This is a genomic window from Kitasatospora sp. NPDC053057, assembly GCF_044546945.1.
GTDB lineage: Bacteria > Actinomycetota > Actinomycetes > Streptomycetales > Streptomycetaceae > Kitasatospora.
Genome location: NZ_JBITZP010000002.1, coordinates 227,434 through 252,414, shown reverse-complemented (window position 1 = coordinate 252,414; position 24,981 = coordinate 227,434). Strand labels below are relative to the sequence as shown.

Below are 24,981 nucleotides of genomic sequence, written 5' to 3'. Positions count from 1 at the left end.
CCCGACGGGGGCGCCGTCGTGCCCGCAGCGGCGGGCGCCCGGGCCCCGGACGATAAGGTCAGCCCGAGAACCTGGGGCCACCGCAGCCCGACCGACGAGGAGCACCGAGCAATGAGCCTTCGCCTGAGGACGATCACCCGCGAGGAGCACCTCGCCTTCATCAGGAGCCGCGCCTCGGCCAGCCACATGCAGGTGCCGGCCTGGGGTGACGTCAAGGCCGAGTGGCGCTCCGAGTCGATCGGCTGGTTCGACGAGCACAACCAGCTGGTCGGCGCCGGTCTGGTCCTCTACCGCCAGCTGCCGAAGGTCAAGCGCTACCTCGCCTACCTGCCCGAGGGCCCGGTGATCGACTGGTTCGACCGCGACCTCGACCGCTGGCTCTCCCCGATGCTGGCGCACCTGAAGTCGCAGGGCGCCTTCTCGGTGAAGATGGGCCCGCCGGTCGTCATCCGCCGCTGGAACGCCCCCACCATCAAGGAGGCGATCGCCGCGAAGCAGGCCAAGCGCCTGCGCGACATCGAGGCCGACTGGTACGAGGCGCGCGCCTTCGAGGTGGCCGACCGGCTGCGCAAGGCCGGCTGGCTGCAGGGCGAGGACGGCGGGGCCGGCTTCGGCGACGTCCAGCCGCGCTACGTGTACCAGGTGCCGCTGGCCAACCGCTCGCTGGACGACATCCAGAAGGGCTTCAACCAGCTCTGGCGCCGCAACATCAAGAAGGCCGAGAAGAGCGGCGTCGAGGTCGTCCAGGGCGGCTACGACGAGCTGCCGATCTTCCACCAGCTGTACCTGGTCACCGCCGAGCGCGACAAGTTCACCCCGCGCCCGCTGGCCTACTTCCAGCGCATGTGGAACGCCCTCAACGCCGAGGACCCGAACCGGATGCGGCTCTACATCGCCTACCACGAGGGCGAGCCGCTGGCCTCGACCACGATGCTGGTGGTCGGCGAGCACGTCTGGTACTCCTACGGCGCCTCGGCCAACCACAAGCGCGAGGTCAAGCCCTCCAACGCGATCCAGTGGCGGATGATGCGCGACGCCTACGCCCTCGGCGGCGGCGTGTACGACCTGCGCGGCATCAGTGACACCCTGGACGAGAACGACCACCTGTTCGGTCTGATCCAGTTCAAGGTCGGCACCGGCGGCCAGGCGGCCGAGTACCTCGGCGAGTGGGACTTCCCGCTGAACAAGCTGCTGCACAAGGCCCTCGACCTCTACATGTCCCGCCGCTGAGGAGGCTGCCCCGATGACGCTGTCGCTCTACCTCGAGACCGAACGCTGGCGGACCCACCAACGCTCCGTCCTCGCCGAGTTCCCCGGACTGGTGCCGGTCGCCAAGGGGAACGGCTACGGCCTGGGCAACCACCGGCTGGCCGAGGAGGCGACGCTGCTCGGCACCGGGGTGCTGGCCGTCGGCACCGCCTACGAGGCGGCCGACGCCGCCGAGTGGTACGGCGGCGAGCTGCTGGTGCTCACCCCCTACCGGGTCGGCGAGGAGGTTCTCCCGCTGCCGCACGCCCGGGTGATCCGGACGGTGGCCAGCGTGGACGCGCTGCGCGCGCTGCACGGCGCCCGGGTGGTGCTGGAATGCATGACCACCATGCGCCGGCACGGCGTGAGCGCGGCCGACCTGCGCACCGTCGCCGCCGAGCTGGACGGCGTCTCCTTCGAGGGCCTCGCGCTGCACCTGCCGATGGACCGGCCGGACGGCTCCAGCCCGGTCGAGGAGGTCGTCTACTGGGTGGACACCGCGAAGGCGGCCGGCATCCCGGTGCACACCGTCTTCGTCAGCCACCTGGGCGCGGCCGGCATGGACCAGCTGGCCCAGCGCTACCCGGACACCGTCTTCCGGGCCCGGATCGGCACCCGGCTCTGGCTGGGCGACCACGGCGCCCTGGAGGTCCGGGCCACGGTGCTGGACGTCACCCCGGTGAAGAAGGGCGACCGCTACGGCTACCGCCAGCACCCGGCGCCCGCCGACGGCCACATCCTGGTGGTCGCCGGCGGCACCGCGCACGGCATCGGCCTGGAGGCGCCCAAGTACGTGGCGAGCATGGGCGCCCGGGCCAAGGGCATCGCCCGGGCCGGCCTGGCGACCGTCAACAAGACCAAGTCGCCGTTCCACTGGGCGGGCAAGCAGCTCTGGTTCGCCGAGCCGCCGCACATGCAGGTCTCGCTGCTGTTCCTGGACGGGGAGACCGCGCCCCCCGCGATCGGCGAGGAGCTGGGCCTCCAGGTCCGGCACACCACCACGCACTTCGACCGCGTGGTGGACCGCTAGAGCCCTTGAGCTAGGGCTGCTTCTCGGCCGGCTCCGACAGCCGTGGTTCCTCCAGCCACTGCTCGAAGGAGCCGGCCGGCGCGTATCCGGCGTAGCTCTCGTCCTCGTGCAGGTGCCGGGCGGTGCCGAGCGTGAACGCGTCCGGGGCGTGGTCGAGCACCCCGCCGGAGGGGTCGTCGCTGCCGTCCCAGCGGACCGGGTCGCGGTCCGGGTGGAGGGCGTCGCGGACCACCAGCACGACCAGGTAGAGCGTGCCCAGCAGGTGCAGCACGATCGCGAAGTGGTACCAGGGCTCGCCGATCCCGTGCTGCTTGGGCCCGGTGACGAAGCCCAGGTGGGACCAGATGCCCAGGGTGTACAGCACCTCGCAGGCCTGCCAGATCAGGATGTCGCGCCAGCGCGGCCGGGCCAGCGCCGCGAGCGGCAGCAGCCAGAGCGCGTACTGCGGCGAGTACACCTTGTTGACCAGCACGAACAGCGCGACCACCAGGAAGGCCAGCTGCGCGAACCGCGGCCGGCGGGGCGCCGAGAGGCCGAGCCACGCTATGGCCGCGCAGCCCAGCACCATCAGCACGCCGATGTAGAGGTCGAGGTCGGCCAGCCCCACCCCGCGGTTCTGCATCAGGATCAGCCAGAACGATCCGTAGTCCTCGCCGCGGTGCTTGCTGAAGACGTAGAAGGTCGACCAGCCCTGCCAGTTGGCCAGCATGATCGGCAGGTTGACCACCAGCCAGGCTCCCACCGCGCCGCCGAGCACCACCCGGAACTCGCGCCACTTCCCGGCCCGCCAGCAGAGCACCAGCAGCGGGCCGAGCAGCAGCAGCGGGTAGAGCTTGGCCGCGGTGGCCAGGCCGATGAAGACGCCGGCCCAGCCCGGCCGGGAGTGGGCCCACCAGGCCATCGCCACGGCGGCCAGGGCGACCGCGAGCAGATCCCAGTTGACGGTGCCGTTGAGCAGCAGGACCGGCGAGAGCGCGAACAGCGTCGCGTCCCAGGGGCGGCGGCGGTGGGTGCGCGAGAGCGCGACCGCGGCGACCACCGCGCAGGCCATCAGCAGCCCGGCGTTGATCGCCCAGAACCACTGCTCCTGGGCCTGCTCGGTGCCGCCGCCGGGCGTCAGCCAGGCCGCGACCTGCATGAACAGGCCGGTCAGCACCGGGTACTCGAGGTACTGCAGGTCCCCCGTGGTGCCGGGGATGCGGTCCACGTACGGGTGCAGTCCGGCGGAGAAGCCGCGGCCGGAGAACAGGTGCGGGATGTCGCTGTAGCAGGCGTGGATGTACTGCGGCGACCCCGGCTGGAACCAGGCCTGGTCGTAGCAGGGCAGGTCGTGCACCATGCCGAGCGCCGAGACCACGATCACCACCAGCGCCAGGACGCGCACCGGGATCCACCAGGAGACGCCGAGCAGCGCCCGCCGGCCGGGCGGGCCGCCGAACACCTCGCTGCCGGCCGCCGCCACCCGGTCCTCGTCGGCCGGGACGACCACGGTGTTGGCCGGTGGCGCGGCCGTGGCGACGGCTGCCGGGGTGGGCCCTGCGGCGGCGCCGGGCCCGTGCGGGCCGGCGGTTTCGTCACGATCGCTCGACGTCATGCCGGACATCCTGCCGCACCGGATGCACCGGGACGAGGAGGACCCCGCGTGCTCCGGCGGTGCGGGTGGGGCGCGGGCGGCGAATCGTGACGAAACGGCGGTGGCGGCCCTCCCAGGAGGACCGCCACCGCCGTTTCACCGTGTCACCGGCCGGACCGGGCTACTGCCCGGCCGCTCCGCCACCCTGCATGCCGCCGCTGGTGCTGGTCGGGGTCGGCTTGCCGCCGCCACCCGGTTTGCTGCTGGTGGTGTCCGTGGGCGTCGGCGTCGACGGACAGCCGAAGATGAGGGTGCAGCTGGTGTCCGTGGGCTTCGGGGTGTGCCCGCCGTGGGTCGGCTGCTGGGTCGGCTGGCAGTCCACGCCCGGCACGCAGTTCCCGCCCTGGCCGGGCTGGGTCGGCTGCTGGGTCGGCTGCTGGACCGGCGCCTGGGTCTGGGCCGGGGCCGACGGCGTCTCCGTCACGGTCTGGGTGGGCGTCGCCGTGGCCGTGGACGGCGCGCCCGAGGAGTCCACCTCGGTGCCGACCGGCTGCGGGGTCGGGAAGTCCATCTTCTTCTCGTTGGCCAGCGCGGCCTTCATGTACCGGGTGAAGATGTCGGTGGGGATGTCACCACCGTGGATGGACTTCTGGCCGCCGGTGCCGTTGAGCGACTCCCGGTCGTGCTTGCTCGGGTCCTCGCGCCACATCGCGACGCTGGTGACCAGCTGCGGGGTGTAGCCGACCCACCAGGCCGACTTGTTCTCGTCGGTGGTACCGGTCTTGCCGGCCACCGGGCGGCCCAGCGAGTTGGTCTTCACACCGGTACCGTTCTTGGCCACGTTCACCAGCACGTCGGTGACGTTGTCGGCGACGGCCGGCTCCAGCGCCACCTTGACGTCCTTCTTGCCGAAGCCCGGGCGCTCCTTGCCGTCCACCTCGACCTTGGTGACCGAGTAGGGCTCGGCCTCCTTGCCGCTGGCCGCCAGGGTGCCGTAGCCGGTGGCCATCCGGATCGGGCTGATGGTGGAGGTGCCGAGCGGGAAGGTCGCGGTCTTCGGGTCGGCCAGGCTGTCCCGCTTGATGCCCATCTGCACGGCCATGTCGGCCACGGCGGGGCCGCCGACGTCCTGGTTGAGCTGGACGAAGGGCACGTTGTACGACCACTGCATGGCCTGCCGCAGCGAGACGTAGCCGCGCTTGCCGGAGTCCTCGTTCTTCTGCCGGTAGGGCTTGCCGTCGTCGCCGATCACCAGCGAGCCGTCCGGCTTGCGGATCTCGGACATGTCGTCGGCGAGGTAGCGGCTGTCGGCGTTGATCCGCTTCGGCTTGCCGTCGCTGTCCTTCGCGGTCTGCACGCCCACCTGCATCGCGGTGGCCAGCACGAAGGGCTTGAAGGTCGAGCCGACCTGGACACCGGTGGCATTGGCGTTGTTGTCGAAGTGGCCGTTCTCCACGCCGTCGCCGCCGTAGATGGCGACCATCGCGCCGTCGCCGGGGCGGATGCTGGCGGCGCCGAACTGGACGAAGGTGTCGTTGTTGGGGCGCTTCTGCGGGTCGAGGTTCTCGGCCTTGACGTCGTCGACGGCCTTCTTCAGGGCGTCGACCTTGTCCTTCTCGAAGGTGGTGTAGATCTTCAGGCCGCCCTTGTCGATCATCTGCTGGGTGATCGACTTGTCGGTGGTCATCACGTACTGGTTGACGGTGTCGACCAGGTAGCTGATCTCACCGTTCATGTTGGAGCTGGCCTTCACCGGGATCGGCTCGGGGAAGGTGGTGCACTTCGCCCGGTCCTCCGGAGTGGCGTTGTGGGTGATCACCATCCGGTCCAGGATCCAGTTCCAACGCCCCACGGCGCGGTCGTGGTTGGCCGGCTTGGAGGGGTCGTAGTAGTTCGCACCCTTCAGCAGACCGGCCAGCATGGCGCTCTGGCAGAGGTTCAGGTCCTTTGCGTTGACACCGTAGTATGCCTGGGCGGCGGCCTGGGCGCCGTTGGCGTTGCGGCCGAACCAGCTGGTGTTGAGGTAGCCCTTGAGGATGTCGTCCTTGCTCGTCGTCTGATTGATCTTCAGCGTGATGAAGAACTCCCTCAGCTTGCGGCTGATGGTCTGTTCCTGGCTGAGGTAGGCGTTCTTGACGTACTGCTGGGTGATCGTCGAGGCGCCCTGGGTCTCGCCGCCCTTCGCCATGTTGTAGACGGCGCGCAGCATGCCCTTGGGGTCGATGCCGCTGTCGGTGCGGAAGGTCTCGTTCTCGGCCGAGATGACGGCGTTCTGCAGGTTGGGGCTGATGTCGCTCAGTTCGACGATCTGGCGGTTGGTGTCGCCCTTGCGCGTCATCTCCGTGCCGTCGGCCCAGTAGTAGATGGTGTTCTGCTCCTTCACCAGGTCCTTGAGCTGCGGGACCGTGGTGGTCTGGTAGAGGTAGAACACGACGCCCACGCCGGTGGCGAAGAACAGCAGGAAGGTGCTCAGCCACTGCTTCCAGGACGGCAGCCAGCGCCGGACGCCGGTCTTGCCGAACCGCGGGTAGTCGATGAAGCGCTTCTTGCCCGGGCCGGCGGCGGCCGCGGCGGAAGCGGCGGCGGCTCCGCGCCGGCCGCCGCCCCCCTTGCCCTTCTTCTGCGCGGCCTTGCGCATCTCGGCGCGGGTCATCCGGGGTTGCTGGGCGGTCTCCCGGACGCCCGGCTGGCGTCGGCGGCCGAGCCCGTCCGAAGCCAGCTCGTCGGGTCCGGGACCACCCCGACGACCTCCGCCTCCCGGGGGCTGCTGCCCGTCACCGCCCGGGTTGGGCGTCCTTCGCCGTCGCTCGCTCATGTTCTCAGCCACTCCTCGCCAGGCCATGACGACCTGAAGGCAGGGTTCCTGTCCGATGCCCGGACCGCCCTAACCCCGGAGGTTGGTCCTCGTGCACACGCGACAGCGTACGCAGCGCTGAATCACAACTAATCGGGCATCAGCCGCCAATAACCGCAAAACGGCGACAGATCATTACATGCCCGTTGCCAACCCCACCCGCGCGTCGGCTTGTGATCACATTCACGCGTGCCCCCCTTGCCCGTTCCGGGGGTCGGGTTTACTGTTCTCGATATATCGAGCCGATACATCGAAGCGGTATACCGCCGGTGCAGCGGCCGGAGCGAAGGTCGAGAGGGAGGAGGACGACGGCAGTGGGCAGACGCTCAGGAGTGCTGGAGTTCGCCGTTCTCGGCCTGCTCCATGACGCCCCGATGCACGGTTACGAGCTGCGCAAGCGGCTCAACATCCTGCTCGGAGCGCTGCGGGCGCTCTCCTACGGAACGCTCTACCCGTGTCTGAAGAGCCTGGTCGCCCAGGGTTTCCTGGTCGAGGACAACCCGGACGTCGAGTACGTCCCGGCCACCGCGCTCAACGGCAAGCGGTCGAAGATCGTCTACCGGCTCTCCCCCGAGGGCAAGCAGCGCTTCGAGGAGCTGCTCGCCGACTCCGGTCCGGACGCGTGGGAGGACGAGCGCTTCGGCGTCCACTTCGCCTTCTTCGGTCAGACCGACCGGGCCGTCCGGATGCGCGTCCTGGAGGGACGCCGCAGCCGGCTGGAGGAGCGCCTGGAGCGGATGCGCAGCTCGCTGGCCCGCGCCCGCGAACGGTTCGACGACTACACCGTCGAACTCCAGCGGCACGGCCTGGAGTCGGTGGAACGCGAGGTCCGGTGGCTCAACGAGCTGATCGAGACCGAACGGGCCAACCGCACCGGCCGGACCGGGCCCGCCACCGGCGCGCCCACCGGGAACCCCAGCACCACCGCCGTACCCCACACGACTTCGGACGGCCGTGGCCAGGAGACCGGGTCCCCCGACCCGTCCGGGCCACCGTACGACCGCCCGGGGCGCTCCGCCCAGGAGCGCTGACACCGCGTCAGCCCTGTGCCACGCGGCAGGAGTGGGCGCCTCGCGCCCGTACAAGCAGTCATTCGAAGAAGCAGGACGAGTGCCGTCGACCTCGACGGCCCTCATGAGATCACAGGGAGCAACCGGAATGGGTTCGGTTCGCGTAGCCATCGTGGGCGTGGGCAACTGCGCCGCGTCGCTGGTGCAGGGTGTCGAGTACTACAAGGACGCCGACCCGGCCGGCAAGGTCCCCGGGCTGATGCACGTCCAGTTCGGTGACTACCACGTCCGTGACGTGGAGTTCGTCGCGGCCTTCGACGTCGACGCCAAGAAGGTCGGCTTCGACCTGGCCGACGCCATCGGCAACAGCGAGAACAACACCATCAAGATCTGCGACGTCCCGCCGACCGGCGTGACCGTCCAGCGTGGCCACACCCTCGACGGCCTGGGTAAGTACTACCGGGAGACCATCGAGGAGTCGGACGAGGCCCCGGTCGACGTCGTCCAGGTCCTCAAGGACAAGCAGGTCGACGTCCTGGTCTGCTACCTGCCCGTCGGCTCCGAGGCCGCGGCCAAGTTCTACGCCCAGTGCGCCATCGACGCCAAGGTCGCCTTCGTGAACGCCCTGCCGGTGTTCATCGCGGGCACCAAGGAGTGGGCGGACAAGTTCACCGAGGCCGGCGTGCCGATCGTCGGTGACGACATCAAGTCCCAGGTCGGCGCCACCATCACGCACCGCGTGATGGCCAAGCTGTTCGAGGACCGCGGTGTCATCCTCGAGCGCACCATGCAGCTGAACGTCGGCGGCAACATGGACTTCAAGAACATGCTCGAGCGCGAGCGCCTGGAGTCCAAGAAGATCTCCAAGACCCAGGCCGTCACCTCGCAGATCCGCGACCGCGAGCTGGGCGCCAAGAACGTCCACATCGGTCCCTCGGACTACGTGGCCTGGCTGGACGACCGCAAGTGGGCCTACGTCCGTCTTGAGGGTCGCGCGTTCGGCGACGTCCCGCTGAACCTGGAGTACAAGCTCGAGGTCTGGGACTCCCCGAACTCCGCGGGTGTCATCATCGACGCCGTGCGCGCCGCGAAGATCGCCAAGGACCGCGGCATCGGCGGCCCGATCCTGTCGGCCTCCTCGTACTTCATGAAGTCCCCGCCGGTGCAGTACTTCGACGACGAGGCCAAGGAGAACGTCGAGAAGTTCATCCGCGGCGAGGTCGAGCGCTGAGCTGACCGCTCATAACGCGACCGAAGGGCTCACGATCATCCGATCGTGAGCCCTTCACGTTTCCGCAGCGAATGTTTCACGTGAAACGGCGACCGGTTCCATGGCACTCTGAGCGGGTGGCGATCACCGAGAACGGCAGCACCCACCAGTCCGCGCAACGCGCCACGCTCCTCGGTCTGCTCCGTGGCCGGGACTTCCGTCGACTGCTCACCGCCCGGGTGCTCTCCCAGCTCTCGGACGGCGTCTTCCAGGTCTCGCTCGCCGCCTACGTGGTCTTCTCCCCCGAGAAGCAGTCCTCCCCCGCCGACATCGCCTCGGTGCTGGCCGTGATGCTGCTGCCGTTCTCGGTGATCGGCCCGTTCGCCGGGGTGCTGCTGGACCGCTGGCGCCGCCGCCAGGTGCTCTACTTCGGCAACCTGGCCCGCTTCGGGCTGGGGCTGGGCACCGGGGCACTGCTCCTGGTCGAGGCGCCGACCTGGCTGTTCTTCGCCTCGGCGCTGCTGGTCACCGCGCTCAACCGGTTCATCCTGGCCGGCCTGTCCGCCGCCCTGCCGCGGGTGGTCGAGCAGGACACCCTGGTCACCGCCAACGCCCTCTCCCCCACCCTCGGGACGGTCGCCGCCGCCTCGGGCGGGGGCATCGGCTTCCTGCTGCACCAGGTGATGGCGCCCGGGCCGAAGGCGGACGCCGCGCTGGTCACCGTCGCCTCGCTGCTCTACCTCTCGGCCGCGCTGGCCGCCCGCCGGATGGACCGCGACCTGCTCGGCCCGGAGCGGCACGGCGACCACCCCGCGCTCGGCCAGGCGCTGAAGCGGGCCGCCGTCGAACTCGGCGCCGCCGTCCGCCACCTGGTGCGGGACTGCCGCCCCGCCGTGCACGCGCTGGCCGCCGTCACCGCGGCCCGGTTCTGCTACGGCGTGCTGATCGTGGTCGTGGTGATGCTCGCCCGGTACACCTTCAACGACCCGACCGACAGCGCGGCCGGGCTGGCCACCCTCGGCCAGGCGGTCGGCCTGTCGGCCGCCGGGTTCTTCATCGCCGCGGTGGTCAGCCCCTGGTGCACCCGCCGGCTCGGCCTGGCTGGCTGGATGACGGTCTGCCTGCTCGCCCCGGTGGTCTTCGTCCCCGCGCTGGGCCTGTTCTTCGCCCCGATCCCCTGCCTGGCCGCCGCCCTGCTGCTCGGGGTGGTCACCCAGGGCACCAAGATCTGCGCCGACACCGTGGTGCAGGAGTCGGTCGAGGACGAGTTCCGCGGCCGGGTCTTCGCCATCTACGACGTGCTGTTCAACGTCGCCTTCGTGGCCGCCGCCCTGGTCACCGCGCTGGTACTGCCGCTGTCCGGCCGCTCGGTCACGGTGGTCGTCGGGGTGTCCGTGGTGTACGCGCTGACCGCGGTGCTCTACCTGCGAGCCGCCCGCCGGTCCGGACCGCTCCCCGGCGACGTCCACTGAAACCGTCCGGTACCGGAATCGAAACCACCGCGTCCCGATATCCCTTGCGGACTCGGGACCGATTGCGTCCGACCCAGTCGCTAAGGTACGTAAACCTGTCGGAGCGACAGCACTCGGTCTCGGGGGACGAACTGATGAGCACACCGACCGGCCCGTACGGGCCGCCGCCACCCGCCGCGCCCGGGTACGGTCCGCCCCCGCCCGCCTACGGCGCCCAGCCGCCGTACGGGCGGCAGCCGGCCGCCCCGCAGCCGTACCCGCAGAACCCGTACGCCCAGAACCCGTACGCCCAGGCGCCGCAGCCCCAGCCGCAGCCGCAGCCGCCGTACGGGCAGCAGGCGCCGTACGGCCAGCAGCAGCCCGCCGGGCCGTACGGCTACCCGCAGCCCGCCCCGGTGGCCGCGACGCCCCCCGCCAAGCGCGGTGCGCGGTCCAAGCTGCGGATCGCCGGGCTGATCGGCAGCTGCGCCGTGCTCGCGGGCGGCTACTTCCTGAGCGGCCCGAGCGTGAGCAGCGCCAAGCCCGGCGACTGCGTCCGAGTGAGCGGCTCGCGCGACGTCGAGATCGTCAACTGCACTGATTCCAAAGCCAATTACAAGGTGCTGTCGAAGTTCACCGGCACCACCGACGTGAGCCGCTGCCGGCAGACGCCGCAGACCACCAGTGCCGTCTCGGGCAAGAGCGGACGCCGCTGGAACAAGAAGCGGTACGTGCTCTGCCTCGGCCCGCTGACCCCCACCACCGGCGGCTACCCGCCGGTCAAGAAGTCCTGACATCTTCCGCCACCATCCTGTCCCCGGGGGACCTCTTGTCCGTTCCGCCTCCGCCCCAGACGCCCTACGGCCCGCCACCCGGTGACGGGAGCCCGTACGCCGGCGGCCAGTACGGCGCACCGCCCCCGCCGGGGTACGGCTACCCGAGCGCCCCGCCGCCGGATCAGCCCTACGGCGCCCAGCCGGCCGGCTACGGCTACGGCTACCCTCCGCCGGCCCCGGCGGACGGGGAGCACTGCCGCTTCTGCGGCGGCTTCCCCGCCGTGCGCGCGACCGTCCGCGGCCACCAGGGCCTGCTAGTCGCGTTCCGGATGCTGCGGATGCACGGACCGTTCTGCCGCACCTGCGGAACGGCCACCGTGCGCGACATGTCCGCCCGGACGCTCGTCCAGGGCTGGTGGAGCTGGGTGTCGCCGCTGCTGACCCTGATCACCCTGCTGATGAACCTCGGCGCCCACAACCGGATCAAGCGGCTGCCGCCGCCGATGCCGGGCACCCACGGGCCGCAGCTCGACCCCGGCGCCCCGCTGACCAGCCGCCCGCACCTGGCCATGCTGCTGGTGCCGGTCTCCCTGCTGACCACCGGAATCCTGGTCGCCACCGGTGTGATCGGCCCGAAGAACGACCCCGGCAACTCGATCGCCTCGCCGACGCCGATCAACACGGTCACCTTCTCGCCGTCGCCGCAGCCCACCTTCAGCTACACCCCGCCGCCGCCGATGCCGTCCTTCACCATGCCGAGCATCACCCTGCCGCCGATCGCCACCCCGACCGACCCGAGCGACGCGGTGGACGATGCCAAGGCCGGCGACTGCCTGCGCAACGACGGGACCAGCGCCGACCACCCGAAGATCTCCGTGCTGCCCTGCACCGACTCCAAGGCCCAGTACAAGGTGGTCTACAAGTACCTCGACACCTCGGACGAGAAGGTCTGCCAGAAGCAGCCCAAGTCGGACAGCTCGTACACCCGCACCTACTCGAACTGGCCGGCGCTGGACTACGTGCTCTGCCTCAAGCACCTCAAGTGATCCCGCGCACGGGCGAGGGGCGGCACCCGCACCGGGGCCGCCCCTCGTTCCGTCGCCCGGGTCTCAGCCCTGCTGCTCGGCCCACCAGGCCCGCAGCGCCGCGACCGCCTCGTCGGGCTCCATCGGCCCGCGCTCCAGCCGCAGTTCGAGCATGTGCTTGTACGCCTTGCCGACCTGCGGGCCCGGCTTCAGCCCGAGCAGCTCCATGATCTGGTTGCCGTCCAGCGCCGGACGGATGGCGTCCAGTTCCTCCCGCGCCTGCAGCTCGGAGATCCGCTGCTCCAGGCCGTCGTAGGTGCGCGACAGCGCGGCCGCCTTCTTCTTGTTGCGGGTGGTGCAGTCGGAGCGGGTCAGCTTGTGCAGGCGCTCCAGCAGCGGCCCGGCGTCGGTGATGTAGCGGCGCACCGCGGAGTCCGTCCACTCGCCGCCGCCGTAGCCGTGGAAGCGCAGGTGCAGCTCGACCAGGCGCGAGACGTCCTCGGTGAGCTCCTTGGAGTACTTGAGCTCGCGCATCCGCTTGCGGGTCATCTTGGCGCCGACCACCTCGTGGTGGTGGAAGGAGACCCGGCCGTCCGACTCGAAGCGGCGGGTGCGCGGCTTGCCGATGTCGTGCAGCAGCGCGGCCAGCCGGAGGGTGAGGTCCGGGCCGTCCTGCTCCAGGCCGACGGCCTGCTCCAGGACGGTCAGCGAGTGCTCGTAGACGTCCTTGTGCCGGTGGTGCTCGTCGCGCTCCAGCATCAGCGCGGGCAGCTCCGGCAGCACGTGCCCGGCCAGGCCGGTGTCGACCAGCAGCCGCAGGCCCTTCACCGGGTTCTCGGCCAGCAGCAGCTTGTTCAGCTCGGCCTGCACCCGCTCGGCCGAGACGATGGTGATCCGCTCGGCCATCGCGGTCATCGCGGCGATCACCTCGGGCGCCGGGTCGAAGCCCAGCTGGGCGGCGAAGCGGGCGGCCCGCATCATCCGCAGCGGGTCGTCGGAGAAGGACTCCTCGGGGGTGGCGGGGGTGCGCAGCACCCGGGCCTCCAGGTCCTCCAGGCCGCGGTGCGGGTCGACGAAGCCGCGGCCGGGCAGGTCGACGGCCATCGCGTTGACCGTGAAGTCCCGACGGACCAGGTCCTGCTCGATGGTGTCGCCGTAGGTCACCTCGGGCTTGCGGGAGGTGCGGTCGTACGCCTCGGAGCGGTAGGTGGTGATCTCGATCAGGAAGGAGCCCTCGGGGGTGTCCTTGCGGGCGCCGACGGTACCGAAGGCGATGCCGACGTCCCAGACCGCGTCCGCCCAGCCCTTGACCAGCTTGAGCACCTGCTGCGGGCGGGCGTCGGTGGTGAAGTCCAGGTCGTTGCCGAGCCGGCCGAGCAGCGCGTCCCGCACCGAGCCGCCGACCAGGGCCAGCCGGTGACCGGCCGCCTGGAACCGGCGGGCGATCTCGTCGGCCACTGGCGACACCCGCAGCAGCTCTTGCAGCCCCAGGGTCTGGGCCTCGCTCAGCCCTGGGACGACCTGGGCGGCGGTGCTGGAACGATCGGTGCGCGTGGTGGACTCATTGGCAGTGGACACGGCTCACAAGGGTACGTGCCCCGGGAGGTCAACCGCCCGCGCGTTTCGGGCGTCTCATCCCACAGCCCGCAACACTGCACGCCAGGCTGGATCGTTACCATGCCGGTGGACGGATCGCGGACACCGGAACCGGGGATGCGGTGTCGCGTGCCGCCGTGCCGACGGAACCTTCCGCGGCAGCAGGGCGGCGTACAGCGTCGAGCGAGGAACGTCGAGCGGGGAACGTCTGGCACCAGCGCCGGGCGGACAGCATCAGCAGCGAGCGATCGAACAGAACGGCGAGGGCGAAACGAGTGAGTGAGCCGGCACGGCACTCGGGCCTGGGGGCGCACCGACAGCCTGACCGACAGCCCGGACGGGCCGCGGACCCCGACGGACGTCCCGCCGGGCGTCCCGCTGACGGGCGGAGCCCGGGCCGCCTCGCCCGCCGCTTCGCCGCCGCCTGCGCGGCTGCCCTGACCCTGTTCACGGCCGCCCCCGCGATGGCGCTGCCGGCCGGCGGCGACATCCGCCCGGCCGCCGACGCCGCGGCCACCGCGGAGTACCCCGTGGTGCTGACCATCGAGACGGTGACCCCGCAGCTGGCCGTCCCGAACGGCACCGTGTCCATCACCGGCCACGTCACCAACTCGGGCAGGTCGGCGCTCAAGAACGCCCACGCGGCGGTCCGCAAGCCGGTCTCCAGCAAGCCCCTGCAGCGGCGCAGCGAGCTCCAGGGCGTGGCCGCCCGCACCACCCCGAGGGGCGACGACGGCACGGAGCTGGACAGCCCGCAGTACGCGCTGCCGGAGCTGAAGCCGGGCCAGAGCCTGCCGTACACCCTCAGCGTCGCGGTGAGCGACCTCGGGCTGTCCGAGAACGGCGTCTACGAGCTCGCGGTGGACGCCTGGGGCTCGACCGCCGACAACCCGCGCGACCGGGCCCTGGGCATCGCCCGGACCTTCCTGCCCTACTCCCAGGGCGGAACCGAGGCCCAGCCGACGAAGGTCACCACGCTCTGGCCGCTGGTGCACGCGCCGGTACTGGCCGCGCAGACCGCCGCCGACAACGACCAGACCCTCCCGGTGCTGCGCGACGACAGCCTGGCCACCGAGTTCGCGCCGGGCGGCCGGCTGTACGAACTGGTCGACACCGGTTCCAAGCTGACCGGGCTGACCTGGGTGATCGACCCGGACCTGCTGGACGCCGCGTTCGCGATGACCAACAAGTACCGGGTGCAGAAGCCGGGCAGCGAGGCCTCGGGCAAGTCCGCCAAGGACGACAACACCGTCCTGCACGACGCCTCGCCCGCCGCCGAGGCCTGGCTGAACAAGCTGCGCGCAGCCGTCGCCAAGTCGGGCAGCCAGGTCATCGCGCTGCCGTACGCCGACCCGGACCTCGCCTCGATCGCCCACAACGGCGCCGACCTGACCGGCATGGACACCGCCCTGGACAAGGCGGCCACCGCCGGCCGGCTGACCGTCGAGGGCCGGCTCTCCGTGGACACCCGCTCCGACGTGGCCTGGCCGTACCAGGGCTACCTCGACCAGCAGATCGCCGGCATCGCCCGGCAGGCGGGCAGCAGCCTGGTGCTGGTCAACGGCGCGAGCATGCCGGAGCCGGAGTCGGTGAACTACACCCCGACCGCGGTGCGCCCGATCGGCAACGGGCAGAGCGCCGTGGTCGCCGACGACACGGTCTCCTCGCTCTTCCAGAAGGACCTGAGCGCCCCGAAGGACCAGACCGACGCGACCCAGCGCTTCCTGGCCGAGACCTTCACGATCACCCACGAGCAGCCGCAGAACCAGCGCGGCCTGCTGGTCATGCCGCCGCGCGAGATGACCGCCGCCACCGCCAAGGTACTGGCCGGGGCGCTGCAGACCGCGTCCGACAAGTGGCTGACCCCGGTGAAGCTGGACGCACTGGCCCAGTCCGCGCCGGACCCGAAGGCCAACACCACCGTCCCGTCGCCCGCCGACTACCCGACCCAGGCCCGGGCCTCCGAACTGCCGGCCGACGCCCTGAGCCTCACCGACAAGATCCAGCGGAACCTGGACACCCTGATGCGGGTGCTCACCCTCCCGCAGCGGGTGCGCGGCCCGTTCAGCGCCGCCATGGTCCGCTCGCTGTCCACCGAGTGGCGCCCCCAGACGCCGGCCGGCGAGAACTACCGCCAGGGCGTCGACACGTACCTGACGGAGCTCAGGGACGCCGTCCAGGTGCCGAAGAAGAAGATCGTCACCCTGGCCGGGAACACCGGCCAGCTCCAGGTCAGCGTGCGCAACGACCTCACCCAGACGGTCACCAACCTGCAGCTGCGGCTCATCTCGAACCAGCCGAACAGACTGCAGGTCGGCAAGCCGGAGGAGCTCGTCCTCCCCGCCTCGCAGAGCGTCACCCTGCGCTTCAACGCCGAGGCCCGCAACAACGGCCCGGTCACCGTGATCGCCCAGCTGTACACCACCGGCCCCGACTCGAAGCCGTACGGCGACCCCAAGGTGTTCACCGTCGAGGTCACCTCGGTCACCAACGGGGTGCTGTACGTCTTCGCCGGCGCCGCCGTGCTGCTGGTGCTGGCCGCGCTGCGCTTCGTCCGCCAGCGCAAGCGGCGCGGCGGTCAGCCGCACGAGGACGGCGACCAGCCGGTCGGCGACGGCCCGGCGACGGACGGCCCGGACGGCCCGGACGGCGCCGCCGAGGCCGAGCCGGAGGAGCCCGAGGCCGCGGTGCCGGACCAGGCCGAGGACGACTCCACGGCCGACGGTCCCGCGCAGACACCGCGCGCCAGCAGCCCGGATGGCCGGGATCGGACCGCCGGTGATGAGAAGGTTGGTCCTTGATACCGCCGACCCCCCGCAACGCCGGGCCGGCCACCCCCCACGACAGCGAAGAGGTGACATGACCGGGCGCAGCGAGGAGCGGCCGCCGGGCCGCGGTGAGAGCCGGCCGGGCGCCGAGTCGCCGTCCGGCGACTGGTACGTGGCCGATACCTACGCCCAGGACCCGTACGCGGCAGAGGCGTACGGGACCCAGCAGGACGGCCAGGACCCGTACGGACTGCAGGCCGGGCGGCCCGCCGCCGCGCCGCCGCCGGCCACCGCGTACGACGTGCCGCCGCAGCTTCCGCCGCAGGGCGGCGGCTACCCGACCCCGGTGCCGTCGACGCCGTTCTCGCCGCCGGTGCCGCCCGTGCAGCCCGGCTGGGACACTCCCCCGGCGCAGGCCGGCTGGCCGCAGCAGGCCGGTCCGGCGGCCGCCCAGTGGGGCGGCGGCGAGCAGCCCCAGCCGCAGTGGGAGCCGGGCCCGGCGCACTCCGCGTGGGACACCGAGACCACCGAGTACGTCGGGGTGGACGCGCTGTTCGGCGGCCGCCAGGGCGAGGCCGCCGGCCCGCAGCCGGTGCCCCAGCCCGGTCCGGTCCAGCCCGTCCAGCCCGTCCAGCCCGTCCAGCCCGTCGCGCCGATGCCCCCGGCCGCCCAGGTGCCGCCGGGCGCCCCCGCGCCGTACCCGCCGATGGGCGGCTACCCGGGGCAGCCGCAGCACGGCGACCCGGACGGCCGGCGCCCCTTCGTGCCGCCGATCGAGTTCGACCCGCCGCTCTCCGAGGACGAGGCCACCATGCAGGTGGCCGCCGTCGCGGTGCCCCCGGCGGTCGAACCGCGCGCGGACCTCACCGAGGAGCAGACCGCGCAGCCCGCGGCCGCGCCCGCCCCGGCGGCGGGCGGCGGCGGCAAGGTCGCCAGCCTGCTGAACTCCAGCGCGATCATGGCGGCCGGCACGCTGGTCTCCCGCGGCACCGGCTTCCTGCGGACCATGGTGATCGCCGGCGCGATCGGCATCGCGGTGATGGGTGACTCGTACAACGCGGCGAACACCCTGCCGACCCTGCTGTACATCCTGATCGGCGGCGGCGCGCTGAACGCGGTCTTCGTGCCGCAGCTGGTGCGCAGCATGAAGAACGACGAGGACGGCGGCACCGCCTACGCCAGTCGGCTGCTCACCCTGGTGATGGTCGGACTCGGCGGCGTGGTGTTCCTGGCGGTCATCGGGGCGCCGCTGCTGGTCCAGCTGATCGCGCACCCGATGATGACCAACCCGGCCCGCGCCGACACCACGGTGGCACTGGCCCGCTACTGCCTGCCGACCATCTTCTTCATGGGCGTCCATGTGGTGATGGGCCAGATCCTCAACGCCCGCGGCCGGTTCGGCGCGATGATGTGGACCCCGGTCCTCAACAACATCGTGGTGATCTTCACCTTCGGCGCGTACATCTGGGTCTACGGCGGCTACAACGGCACCCAGGTCACCCCGGAGAACATCTCCCCGGAGGGCGTCCGGCTGCTCGGCCTGGGCACCCTGCTCGGCCTGGTCGTCCAGTCGCTGGCGATGGTCCCGTACCTGCGGGCCGCGGACTTCCACTTCCGGCCGCGCTTCGACTGGCGCGGCCACGGCCTGGGCAAGGCGGCCCGGCTGGCCAAGTGGACCTTCTTCTTCGTGCTCGCCAACCAGGCCGGCTACCTGGTCATCACCCAGCTGGCCACCGCGGCCGGCAGCGCCGCCGAACAGGGCGGCCACGGCGGTGTCGGCCTGTCGGCCTTCTCCAACGCCCTGCTGATCTGGCAGCTCCCGCAGGCCGTCATCACCGTCTCGATCATGAGCGCGGTGCTCCCCCGGCTCTCCCGGGCGGCGGCCGACGGGGACGCCGGAGCCGTCCGCGACGACCTGTCGTACGGGCTGCGCACCACCGCGGTGGCGGTCGTCCCTGGGGCCTTCCTGTTCCTGGCGCTCGGCCCGGCGATCGGCCGCTCGATCTACGCGGTCGGCGGTGGCAGGACCGCCCTGGACAACGCGACCAACGTCGGCCTGATGCTCTCGGCCTTCGCGCTCGGGCTGATCCCGTACTCGGCCCAGTACGTGATGCTGCGCGGCTTCTACGCCTACGAGGACACCAGGACGCCGTTCTCCAACACCGTCTGGGTGGCCGCCTGCCAGGCCGGCTTCTCGCTGATCTGCTGGGTCGCGCTGCCCGCGCAGTGGACGGTGACCGGCATGGCCTTCGGCTACGGCCTCGCGTACGCCGTCGGAGTGATGGTCGCGGTGCCGAAGCTGAAGAAGAAGATCGGCGGGCTGGACACCAAGCGGATCGGCAAGACGTACAGCCGGCTGGCCGCCGCCTGCGTCCCGGCCGCGGTGGTCGGCCTCGGCGTCAGCCTGGCGGTCCAGCAGGTGCTCGCCGGCTGGGCGGGCAGCGTGCTGTCGGTGGTCCTGGCCGGCGCCCTCCAGCTGCTGGTGTTCGTGTTCATCGCGAAGCGCCTGCGGATCGAGGAGATGAACGCCATGCTGGGCATGGTCCGCGGCCGTCTGGGCCGCTGACCGACCAGTCAACCGGCCGGACGGGCGGAAGCCCTGACCGGGTGTCAACCGGGGCGACCACCGCCTCCGCCCGTCCGGCCGAATTCCGGGCCGCCCCCGCTGCCGGCAACGCCCGGGCCGCGAGGTGGCGGCCCGGTGTCGGATCTGCACGACATCTCTCCACCCGTGGGCAACCGAGCGGACGTCTCAGCGGTCGTACCCGGTGGAGAAGAGTGGGCACAATTGTCCTGGAGCACCGGGCGGCCTATCCGCGCGCTCCAGCGACTCTCTCAGCCGGGGCGACACAAGGGGAGGCAGGACCACGGTGGCTGATGGCACCAAGGCGGTCGTCGACACGTCAGCAGCTGACGCGGCGGCGGACGAGGCCGCGCTGGCTGCGGCGATCGACGAGCTCGGGGGCGGGAAGACCGCCCCGGCGGGCACCGCCGACGCCCCCTCCGCGGACGCCTCCGCAGACACCCCCACGGCCGGCTCCACAGCGGGTTCCAAAGCCGGATCCACGGCCGTCTCCACGGCCGGATCCACGGCCGGATCCACAGCCGCCTCCAAGGCCGACGTCGAGGACGCCCCGGCCGACGACGACCGGGACGCCGAGCCGGCCCGGGAGGCCTCCGTCAGCGAGGAGACCTCGGAGATCACCGCCCCGCTCTCGGTCCACGAGATCGCCGCCGAACTGGCGGCCGGCACCCCGCGGAAGACGCCCGCTGCCGCGCCGGAGGCCGCCTCCGACAAGCGCCGCCCGACCGACCCCCAGCCCACGGTCGACCCGCGCGACACCGCCACCCTCCCGCGCACCCTCCCCGCGCCGATGCGGCACAGCGGCGACAAGATCGGCAACCGGTACCTGCTCGAGGAGTGCATCTCCCAGACCGAGACCTTCAGCAGCTGGCGCGCCGTCGACGAGAAGCTGCGCCGGGCCGTCGGCGTCCACCTGATGGCCGCCGGCCACCAGCGCGCCCGTAAGGTGCTGGCCGCCGCCAAGTCCGCCGCCCTGCTCGGCGACCCGCGCTTCGTCCAGGTGCTGGACGCCGTCCAGGAGGGCGAGCTGGTCTTCGTCGTGCGGGAGTGGCTGCCGCACGCCTCCGACCTCGCCAAGCTGCTCGCGGACGGCCCGATGGAGCCGCACGAGGCGTACCAGATGGTCCGCCAGGTCGCCGACGCCGTCGCCGCCGCCCACCGCCGCGGCCAGGCCCACCTGCGGCTCACCCCGCGCTGCGTGCTGCGCACCGACAGCGGCCAGTACCGGATCAACGGCATCGCGGTGGACGCCGCCCTGCGCGGGCTGCCCCCGGAGGACTCCGCCGAGGACGCCCAGCGCACCGACACCCGGGCGATCGGCGCCCTGCTGTTCGCCGCGCTCACCCACCGCTGGCCGTACCCCGAGGACCGCTACGACCTCAACGGGCTGCCCAAGGGCCTGCAGAACGCCGCTCCGGACCAGGTCCGGGCAGGCGTCCACAAGGGCCTGTCCGAGCTCGCGGCGCGCACCCTGTTCGACCACCCGCCGCACCACGCCGAGCCGATCACCACCCCGGAGGAGCTGGTCCGGGCGATCGCGCAGATGCCCCGGATCCGCCAGCCCGAGCCGGAGCTGCCGGCCTTCCCGACCCCGCCCCGGCACAACACCCACGCCCTGCCGACCGCGCCCAACCCCACCCGGGTCGCCGACACGGCGGTCCCCCCGCTGCCGGCCTCCTCCCGGCCGACCGCCGCCCGGCGCACCAAGCGCCGGCTGCGCCGGGTGGTCAAGGCCACCGCCTGGACGGTCGCGCTGGGCGCGATCGGCGTCGCCTCCTGGCAGTTCGTCGGCAGCCTGCGCAACACCGGTCAGGTCGTCGCCAACCCGCAGCCCTCGATCAGCACCGCCGCGCCGAGCGCCCACCCGACGGCGCACACCCCGGTGGTGATCACCATCAAGGGGGCGGAGTCGTACAACCCGCTGGGCGACGGGCCCGAGGGCACCGACAGCGTCAAGAACGCCATCGACGGTGATCCGAACACCGCCTGGACCACCGGCTGGTACGTCGACCAGCTCGGCCCCAAGCCGCCCGCCCTCAAGCCGGGCACCGGGCTGATGATCGACCTCGGCTCGCCGCAGTCGGTCTCCTCGGTGAACGTCCTGTTCAAGGACGGCGAGCAGGCCGCGGAGGTGCGGGTGCCCAACGCGGCCGCCGCCGCCAACCCGACCGGCGCCAGGCCGGAGAACTTCACCGTCGTCGCCGCCAGGAAGTCCGGCGTCAATGTCGACTACACCCTCGATTCCCCGGTCACCACGCGTTACCTCTTGATCTGGCTGACCTCTCTGAACAAGGATTCCGACGGCAGGTACCGCGGCCACGTCGCCGAGGTCAAGGTCTCCGGCTGACCGCACGGCCCGCGCACCGGACACGACGGCAAGGGGTCAAGGGGTGACAGTGGCGGAGGACGACGCGGCATTGCTCGCCCGGCACGTCGCCGGTGACCAGGAGGCCTTCGGCCTGCTGGTGAACCGCCACCGTGACCGGCTCTGGGCGGTCGCCCTGCGCACCCTGGGGGACCGCGAGGAGGCCGCGGACGCCCTCCAGGACGCCCTGGTCTCCGCCTTCCGCGCCGCCCCCGGCTTCCAGGGCCGCTCGGCTGTCACCACCTGGCTGCACCGGATCGTGGTCAACGCCTGCCTGGACCGCGCCCGGCGCAGCGCCACCCGGCGCACCACCCCGCTGGACGACGACCCGCAGCGGCTGGACGGCCTGGTCGGCACCGCCGAGCCGGCCGACTCCCCGGTGGTCCGGGCCGAGGTGCACCGCGAGCTGACCGCGGCCCTCGCCCAACTGCCCGCCGAGCAGCGGACCGCCCTGGTCCTGGTCGACATGCAGGGCTACCCCGTCGCCGAGGCCGCCGAGCTGCTGGGCGTCCCGGTGGGCACGGTGAAGAGCCGCTGCGCGCGGGGGCGGGCCCGGCTGCTGCCGCTGGTCCGGCACCTGCGCGAGACGGACGACGGGGCGCGCGGCGAACGAGGTGTTTCACGTGAAACAGCGGGGCGCGGGACACCGGGACGCGGGGCGTCCGGCTCGCCCGGAGCGGCCCCGCCGCCGCGTCGCGACGCCCAGGGGAACCCGACGGGCCCCCGCACCGTCACAGGGACAGGCCCGAGCACCGGCCGCACGATGCTGGAAGGAGATGCGAGCACGCGATGACCGCCCCCCTCTCCTCCCCCGAGCCCGCCGACGCCCACCCCTCCGTCGAGGAACTCGCCGACCTCGCCGAGGGCCTGGTCGAGCCCGCCGAGGCCGCCCGGGCGCTGCACCGGCACCTCGACGGCTGCGCCGAGTGCCGCGAGACCGCCGACGCCCTGGCCGAGGTGCAGGCGCTGCTCGGCGCCGTCGAGCCCGAGCCGATGCCCGCCGACGTCGCCGCCCGGCTGGACGCCGCCCTCGCCGAGGCGGCCCGCACCGACCTCTCCGCGGCCGGGACCGCGGAGCACCCGCGGGAGAGCCCTAGGCAGGCCCCCGCCACCGCCCGCCGGACGGCCGCCCCGGCCACACCCGTACAGGCCGTTCCGGCGCCCTCGGCGCCCCCGTCCCGCCCCACCTCGCCCTCCGCCTCGTCCGGCCCCGGCCGGCCCCGGCCCCGCCGCCGGCGGTTCGCCGTGCTGCTCGGCGCGGCCGCCGCACTGGCCGCCTTCGGGCTCGGCGGAGCCCTGCTGCTGGACCACTCCGAGGGCTCCGGCACCTCAGCCGCCTCGGCCGCCTCGGTCGGTGTGCCCGAGGACCAGAGCGCCCGCACCCCGCACCTGACGGGCCCCGGCACCGTCTACCGGGAGGACCGACTCGCCGCGCAGGTCCAGCAGCTGCTGGCGCGTTCCGGCGCCGAGCCCGGACTGCGCGCCACCGGGCCGGCCAAGTCCGGCGCCGCCCCCGCCGAGGGCGCCCGGCCGGAGCTCTCCGGCCCGTCCTCGCCGACCGCCCCGGCCTCCCCCGCCGCCTGCCAGGCCCCCGCCCCGGGCACCCCGCTGGCCACCGACCGGGGCAGCTACCAGGGCTCCCCGGTCGACGTCCTGGTCTACCCGACCCCCGGCCGGCCCGGTTTCGTGGACGTCTACCTGCGCTCCTCCGACTGCGGCCCGGTCGTCCTGCAGCGGACCGTCCCCGGCCGCTGAGCGACCGTTCCCAGCCACCGGTCGGCCGTTCCCATGCGATCGACGACCAGGACGCCACGCCGCTTCCGGAGTTCGGGCACCTGGTACTGATCCGCCTGGGAATGCGAGAGACTGGTCAGTCGTTGTCCCGGGCGGCGGAGCAGGACCGCCCTCCCCGCAGCAAACGCGGGTCGCGATGCGAACCAGGAGAAGCAGTGAGCGACGTCCGTAACGTGATCATCATCGGTTCCGGCCCGGCCGGGTACACGGCCGCGCTCTACACGGCCCGTGCCTCCCTCAAGCCGCTGGTCTTCGAGGGGGCCGTCACCGCCGGTGGTGCACTGATGAACACCACCGAGGTCGAGAACTTCCCGGGTTTCCGGGACGGCATCATGGGCCCCGAGCTGATGGACAACATGCGGGCGCAGGCCGAGCGCTTCGGCGCCGAGCTGATCCCGGACGACATCGTCGCGGTCGACCTCACCGGTGACATCAAGACCGTCACCGACTCCGAGGGCTACGTGCACAAGGCCCGCGCCGTGATCGTCACCACCGGCTCCCAGCACCGCAAGCTGGGCCTGCCGAACGAGGACAAGCTCTCCGGCCGCGGCGTCTCCTGGTGCGCGACCTGCGACGGCTTCTTCTTCCGCGACCAGGACATCGCGGTGGTCGGCGGCGGCGACACGGCCCTGGAGGAGGCGACCTTCCTCTCCCGCTTCGCCAAGAGCGTCACGATCATCCACCGCCGTGACACCCTGCGCGCCTCCAAGGCGATGCAGGAGCGCGCCTTCGCCGACCCGAAGATCCGCTTCGAGTGGGACAGCGCCGTCGAGGCCATCCACGGCGACCCGAAGCTGACCGGTGTCACCCTGCGCGACACCACCACCGGCGAGACCCGCGAGCTGGCGGTCACCGGCCTGTTCATCGCGATCGGCCACGACCCGCGCACCGACCTGTTCAAGGGCCAGCTGGACCTCGACGCCGAGGGCTACCTGAAGGTCGACGCCCCCTCGACCCGGACCAACATCGAGGGCGTCTTCGGCGCCGGCGACGTCGTGGACCACACCTACCGCCAGGCCATCACCGCCTCCGGCACCGGCTGCTCCGCCGCGCTGGACGCCGAGCGCTACCTGGCCGCGCTGGACGACGCGGAGAACAAGGCCGCGGCCGTCGCGGTCTGACCCTCGCCCCGAGCGAACCCGCGGGGGCGTTTCACGTGAAACACCCCCGCCCCGGCCAGGCAGAAACAGAACGGGCCCGCCCGTTGTTGACCTGGCAGCAGCCCCCTCCGTCCTTAACCCGAGGAGTTCCCGTGGCCGGCGCCACCACCACCGTCACCGACGCGACGTTCAAGTCCGACGTCCTGGAGAGCGACAAGCCCGTACTGGTCGACTTCTGGGCCACCTGGTGCGGCCCGTGCCGCCAGGTCGCCCCGATCCTGGAGGAGATCGCGGCCGAGCAGGGCGACAAGCTGACCGTTGCCAAGCTCGACGTGGACGCCAACCAGGTGACCGCCGCCGAGTACAACGTCATCTCGATCCCGACCCTGATCCTCTACAAGGGCGGCCAGCCGGTGAAGCAGATCACCGGTGCCCGTCCGAAGGCCGCGCTGCTGCGCGAGCTGGACGGCCTGATCTAGGTCCACCGGTCACCGGTCGAACGGCGGCGGGGGGGGGCGCCCCCCGCGGGCCCCCCCCCCCCCCCCCCCCCCCCCCCCCCCCCCCCCCCCCCCCCCCCCCGCCCCCCCCCCCCCCCCG

Annotated in this window: 17 protein-coding genes; 14 read left to right on the top strand and 3 right to left on the bottom strand. The window is 72.2% G+C overall.

Annotated elements, in window-relative coordinates; all coding sequences use genetic code 11:
• Positions 1-111 precede the first annotated feature (111 nt).
• Together ACIG5E_RS03740 and ACIG5E_RS03735 are read left to right on the top strand one after the other, a co-directional pair.
• Positions 112-1,230, top strand: a complete 1,119-nt coding sequence (locus tag ACIG5E_RS03740; protein WP_396531251.1) for a lipid II:glycine glycyltransferase FemX — start codon at positions 112-114, stop codon at positions 1,228-1,230.
• A gap of 13 nt (positions 1,231-1,243) precedes the next feature.
• Positions 1,244-2,278: an alanine racemase gene (locus tag ACIG5E_RS03735; RefSeq protein ID WP_396531250.1), complete on the top strand. Its 1,035-nt coding sequence runs from the start codon at positions 1,244-1,246 to the stop codon at positions 2,276-2,278.
• A gap of 10 nt (positions 2,279-2,288) precedes the next feature.
• Here ACIG5E_RS03735 and ACIG5E_RS03730 read toward each other — a convergent pair whose 3' ends face one another.
• The gene (locus ACIG5E_RS03730) at positions 2,289-3,872 is read right to left on the bottom strand and encodes a glycosyltransferase family 87 protein (RefSeq protein WP_396531249.1); all 1,584 of its coding nucleotides are present in this window, start codon (positions 3,870-3,872) and stop codon (positions 2,289-2,291) included.
• A 160-nt stretch (positions 3,873-4,032) separates the two neighbouring features.
• Positions 4,033-6,504, bottom strand: coding sequence for a transglycosylase domain-containing protein (locus ACIG5E_RS03725; RefSeq protein ID WP_396531248.1), 2,472 nt, complete (start codon positions 6,502-6,504; stop codon positions 4,033-4,035).
• 515 nt (positions 6,505-7,019) lie between these two features.
• Between ACIG5E_RS03725 and ACIG5E_RS03720 the strand changes: the two genes are divergently transcribed.
• The 5 genes from ACIG5E_RS03720 (at position 7,020) to ACIG5E_RS03700 (ending at position 12,198) form a co-directional block, all read left to right on the top strand.
• The gene (locus ACIG5E_RS03720; RefSeq protein WP_396531246.1) at positions 7,020-7,736 is read left to right on the top strand and encodes a PadR family transcriptional regulator; all 717 of its coding nucleotides are present in this window, start codon (positions 7,020-7,022) and stop codon (positions 7,734-7,736) included.
• A 127-nt stretch (positions 7,737-7,863) separates the two neighbouring features.
• Positions 7,864-8,946 carry an inositol-3-phosphate synthase gene (locus tag ACIG5E_RS03715; RefSeq protein WP_396531245.1) on the top strand — a complete coding sequence of 361 codons (1,083 nt, stop codon included), beginning with the start codon at positions 7,864-7,866 and terminating at the stop codon, positions 8,944-8,946.
• Between the two features lie 116 nt (positions 8,947-9,062).
• Positions 9,063-10,397, top strand: a complete 1,335-nt coding sequence (locus ACIG5E_RS03710; RefSeq protein WP_396531244.1) for an MFS transporter — start codon at positions 9,063-9,065, stop codon at positions 10,395-10,397.
• 134 nt (positions 10,398-10,531) lie between these two features.
• The gene (locus tag ACIG5E_RS03705) at positions 10,532-11,170 is read left to right on the top strand and encodes a hypothetical protein (protein ID WP_396531243.1); all 639 of its coding nucleotides are present in this window, start codon (positions 10,532-10,534) and stop codon (positions 11,168-11,170) included.
• Between the two features lie 35 nt (positions 11,171-11,205).
• Positions 11,206-12,198 (top strand): hypothetical protein, encoded by a 993-nt coding sequence (locus tag ACIG5E_RS03700; protein WP_396531242.1) that lies wholly within the window; start codon positions 11,206-11,208, stop codon positions 12,196-12,198.
• 63 nt (positions 12,199-12,261) lie between these two features.
• Here the strand turns inward: ACIG5E_RS03700 and ACIG5E_RS03695 are convergent, their stop codons facing one another.
• The gene (locus ACIG5E_RS03695) at positions 12,262-13,686 is read right to left on the bottom strand and encodes a CCA tRNA nucleotidyltransferase (protein WP_396531453.1); all 1,425 of its coding nucleotides are present in this window, start codon (positions 13,684-13,686) and stop codon (positions 12,262-12,264) included.
• Positions 13,687-14,048: 362 nt separating this feature from the next.
• Between ACIG5E_RS03695 and ACIG5E_RS03690 the strand changes: the two genes are divergently transcribed.
• The 7 genes from ACIG5E_RS03690 (at position 14,049) to trxA (ending at position 24,863) form a co-directional block, all read left to right on the top strand.
• Complete coding sequence (locus ACIG5E_RS03690; protein WP_396531241.1) at positions 14,049-16,574, top strand: DUF6049 family protein; 2,526 nt, start codon at positions 14,049-14,051, stop codon at positions 16,572-16,574.
• A 58-nt stretch (positions 16,575-16,632) separates the two neighbouring features.
• Positions 16,633-19,107 (top strand): murein biosynthesis integral membrane protein MurJ, encoded by a 2,475-nt coding sequence (murJ, locus tag ACIG5E_RS03685; protein ID WP_396531240.1) that lies wholly within the window; start codon positions 16,633-16,635, stop codon positions 19,105-19,107.
• A gap of 304 nt (positions 19,108-19,411) precedes the next feature.
• Positions 19,412-21,472, top strand: coding sequence for a protein kinase family protein (locus ACIG5E_RS03680; protein ID WP_396531239.1), 2,061 nt, complete (start codon positions 19,412-19,414; stop codon positions 21,470-21,472).
• Positions 21,473-21,515: 43 nt separating this feature from the next.
• Positions 21,516-22,283 carry an RNA polymerase sigma factor SigM gene (sigM, locus tag ACIG5E_RS03675; protein WP_396531238.1) on the top strand — a complete coding sequence of 256 codons (768 nt, stop codon included), beginning with the start codon at positions 21,516-21,518 and terminating at the stop codon, positions 22,281-22,283.
• Positions 22,280-23,245 carry an anti-sigma factor family protein gene (locus ACIG5E_RS03670; protein WP_396531237.1) on the top strand — a complete coding sequence of 322 codons (966 nt, stop codon included), beginning with the start codon at positions 22,280-22,282 and terminating at the stop codon, positions 23,243-23,245. Before sigM ends, ACIG5E_RS03670 begins: the two co-directional genes overlap by 4 nt.
• A gap of 194 nt (positions 23,246-23,439) precedes the next feature.
• On the top strand, positions 23,440-24,405 hold the full coding sequence (gene trxB / locus ACIG5E_RS03665) for a thioredoxin-disulfide reductase (protein ID WP_396531235.1): 966 nt from the start codon (positions 23,440-23,442) through the stop codon (positions 24,403-24,405).
• 131 nt (positions 24,406-24,536) lie between these two features.
• Positions 24,537-24,863, top strand: a complete 327-nt coding sequence (gene trxA, locus ACIG5E_RS03660; protein ID WP_030278258.1) for a thioredoxin — start codon at positions 24,537-24,539, stop codon at positions 24,861-24,863.
• Positions 24,864-24,981: the final 118 nt, after the last annotated feature.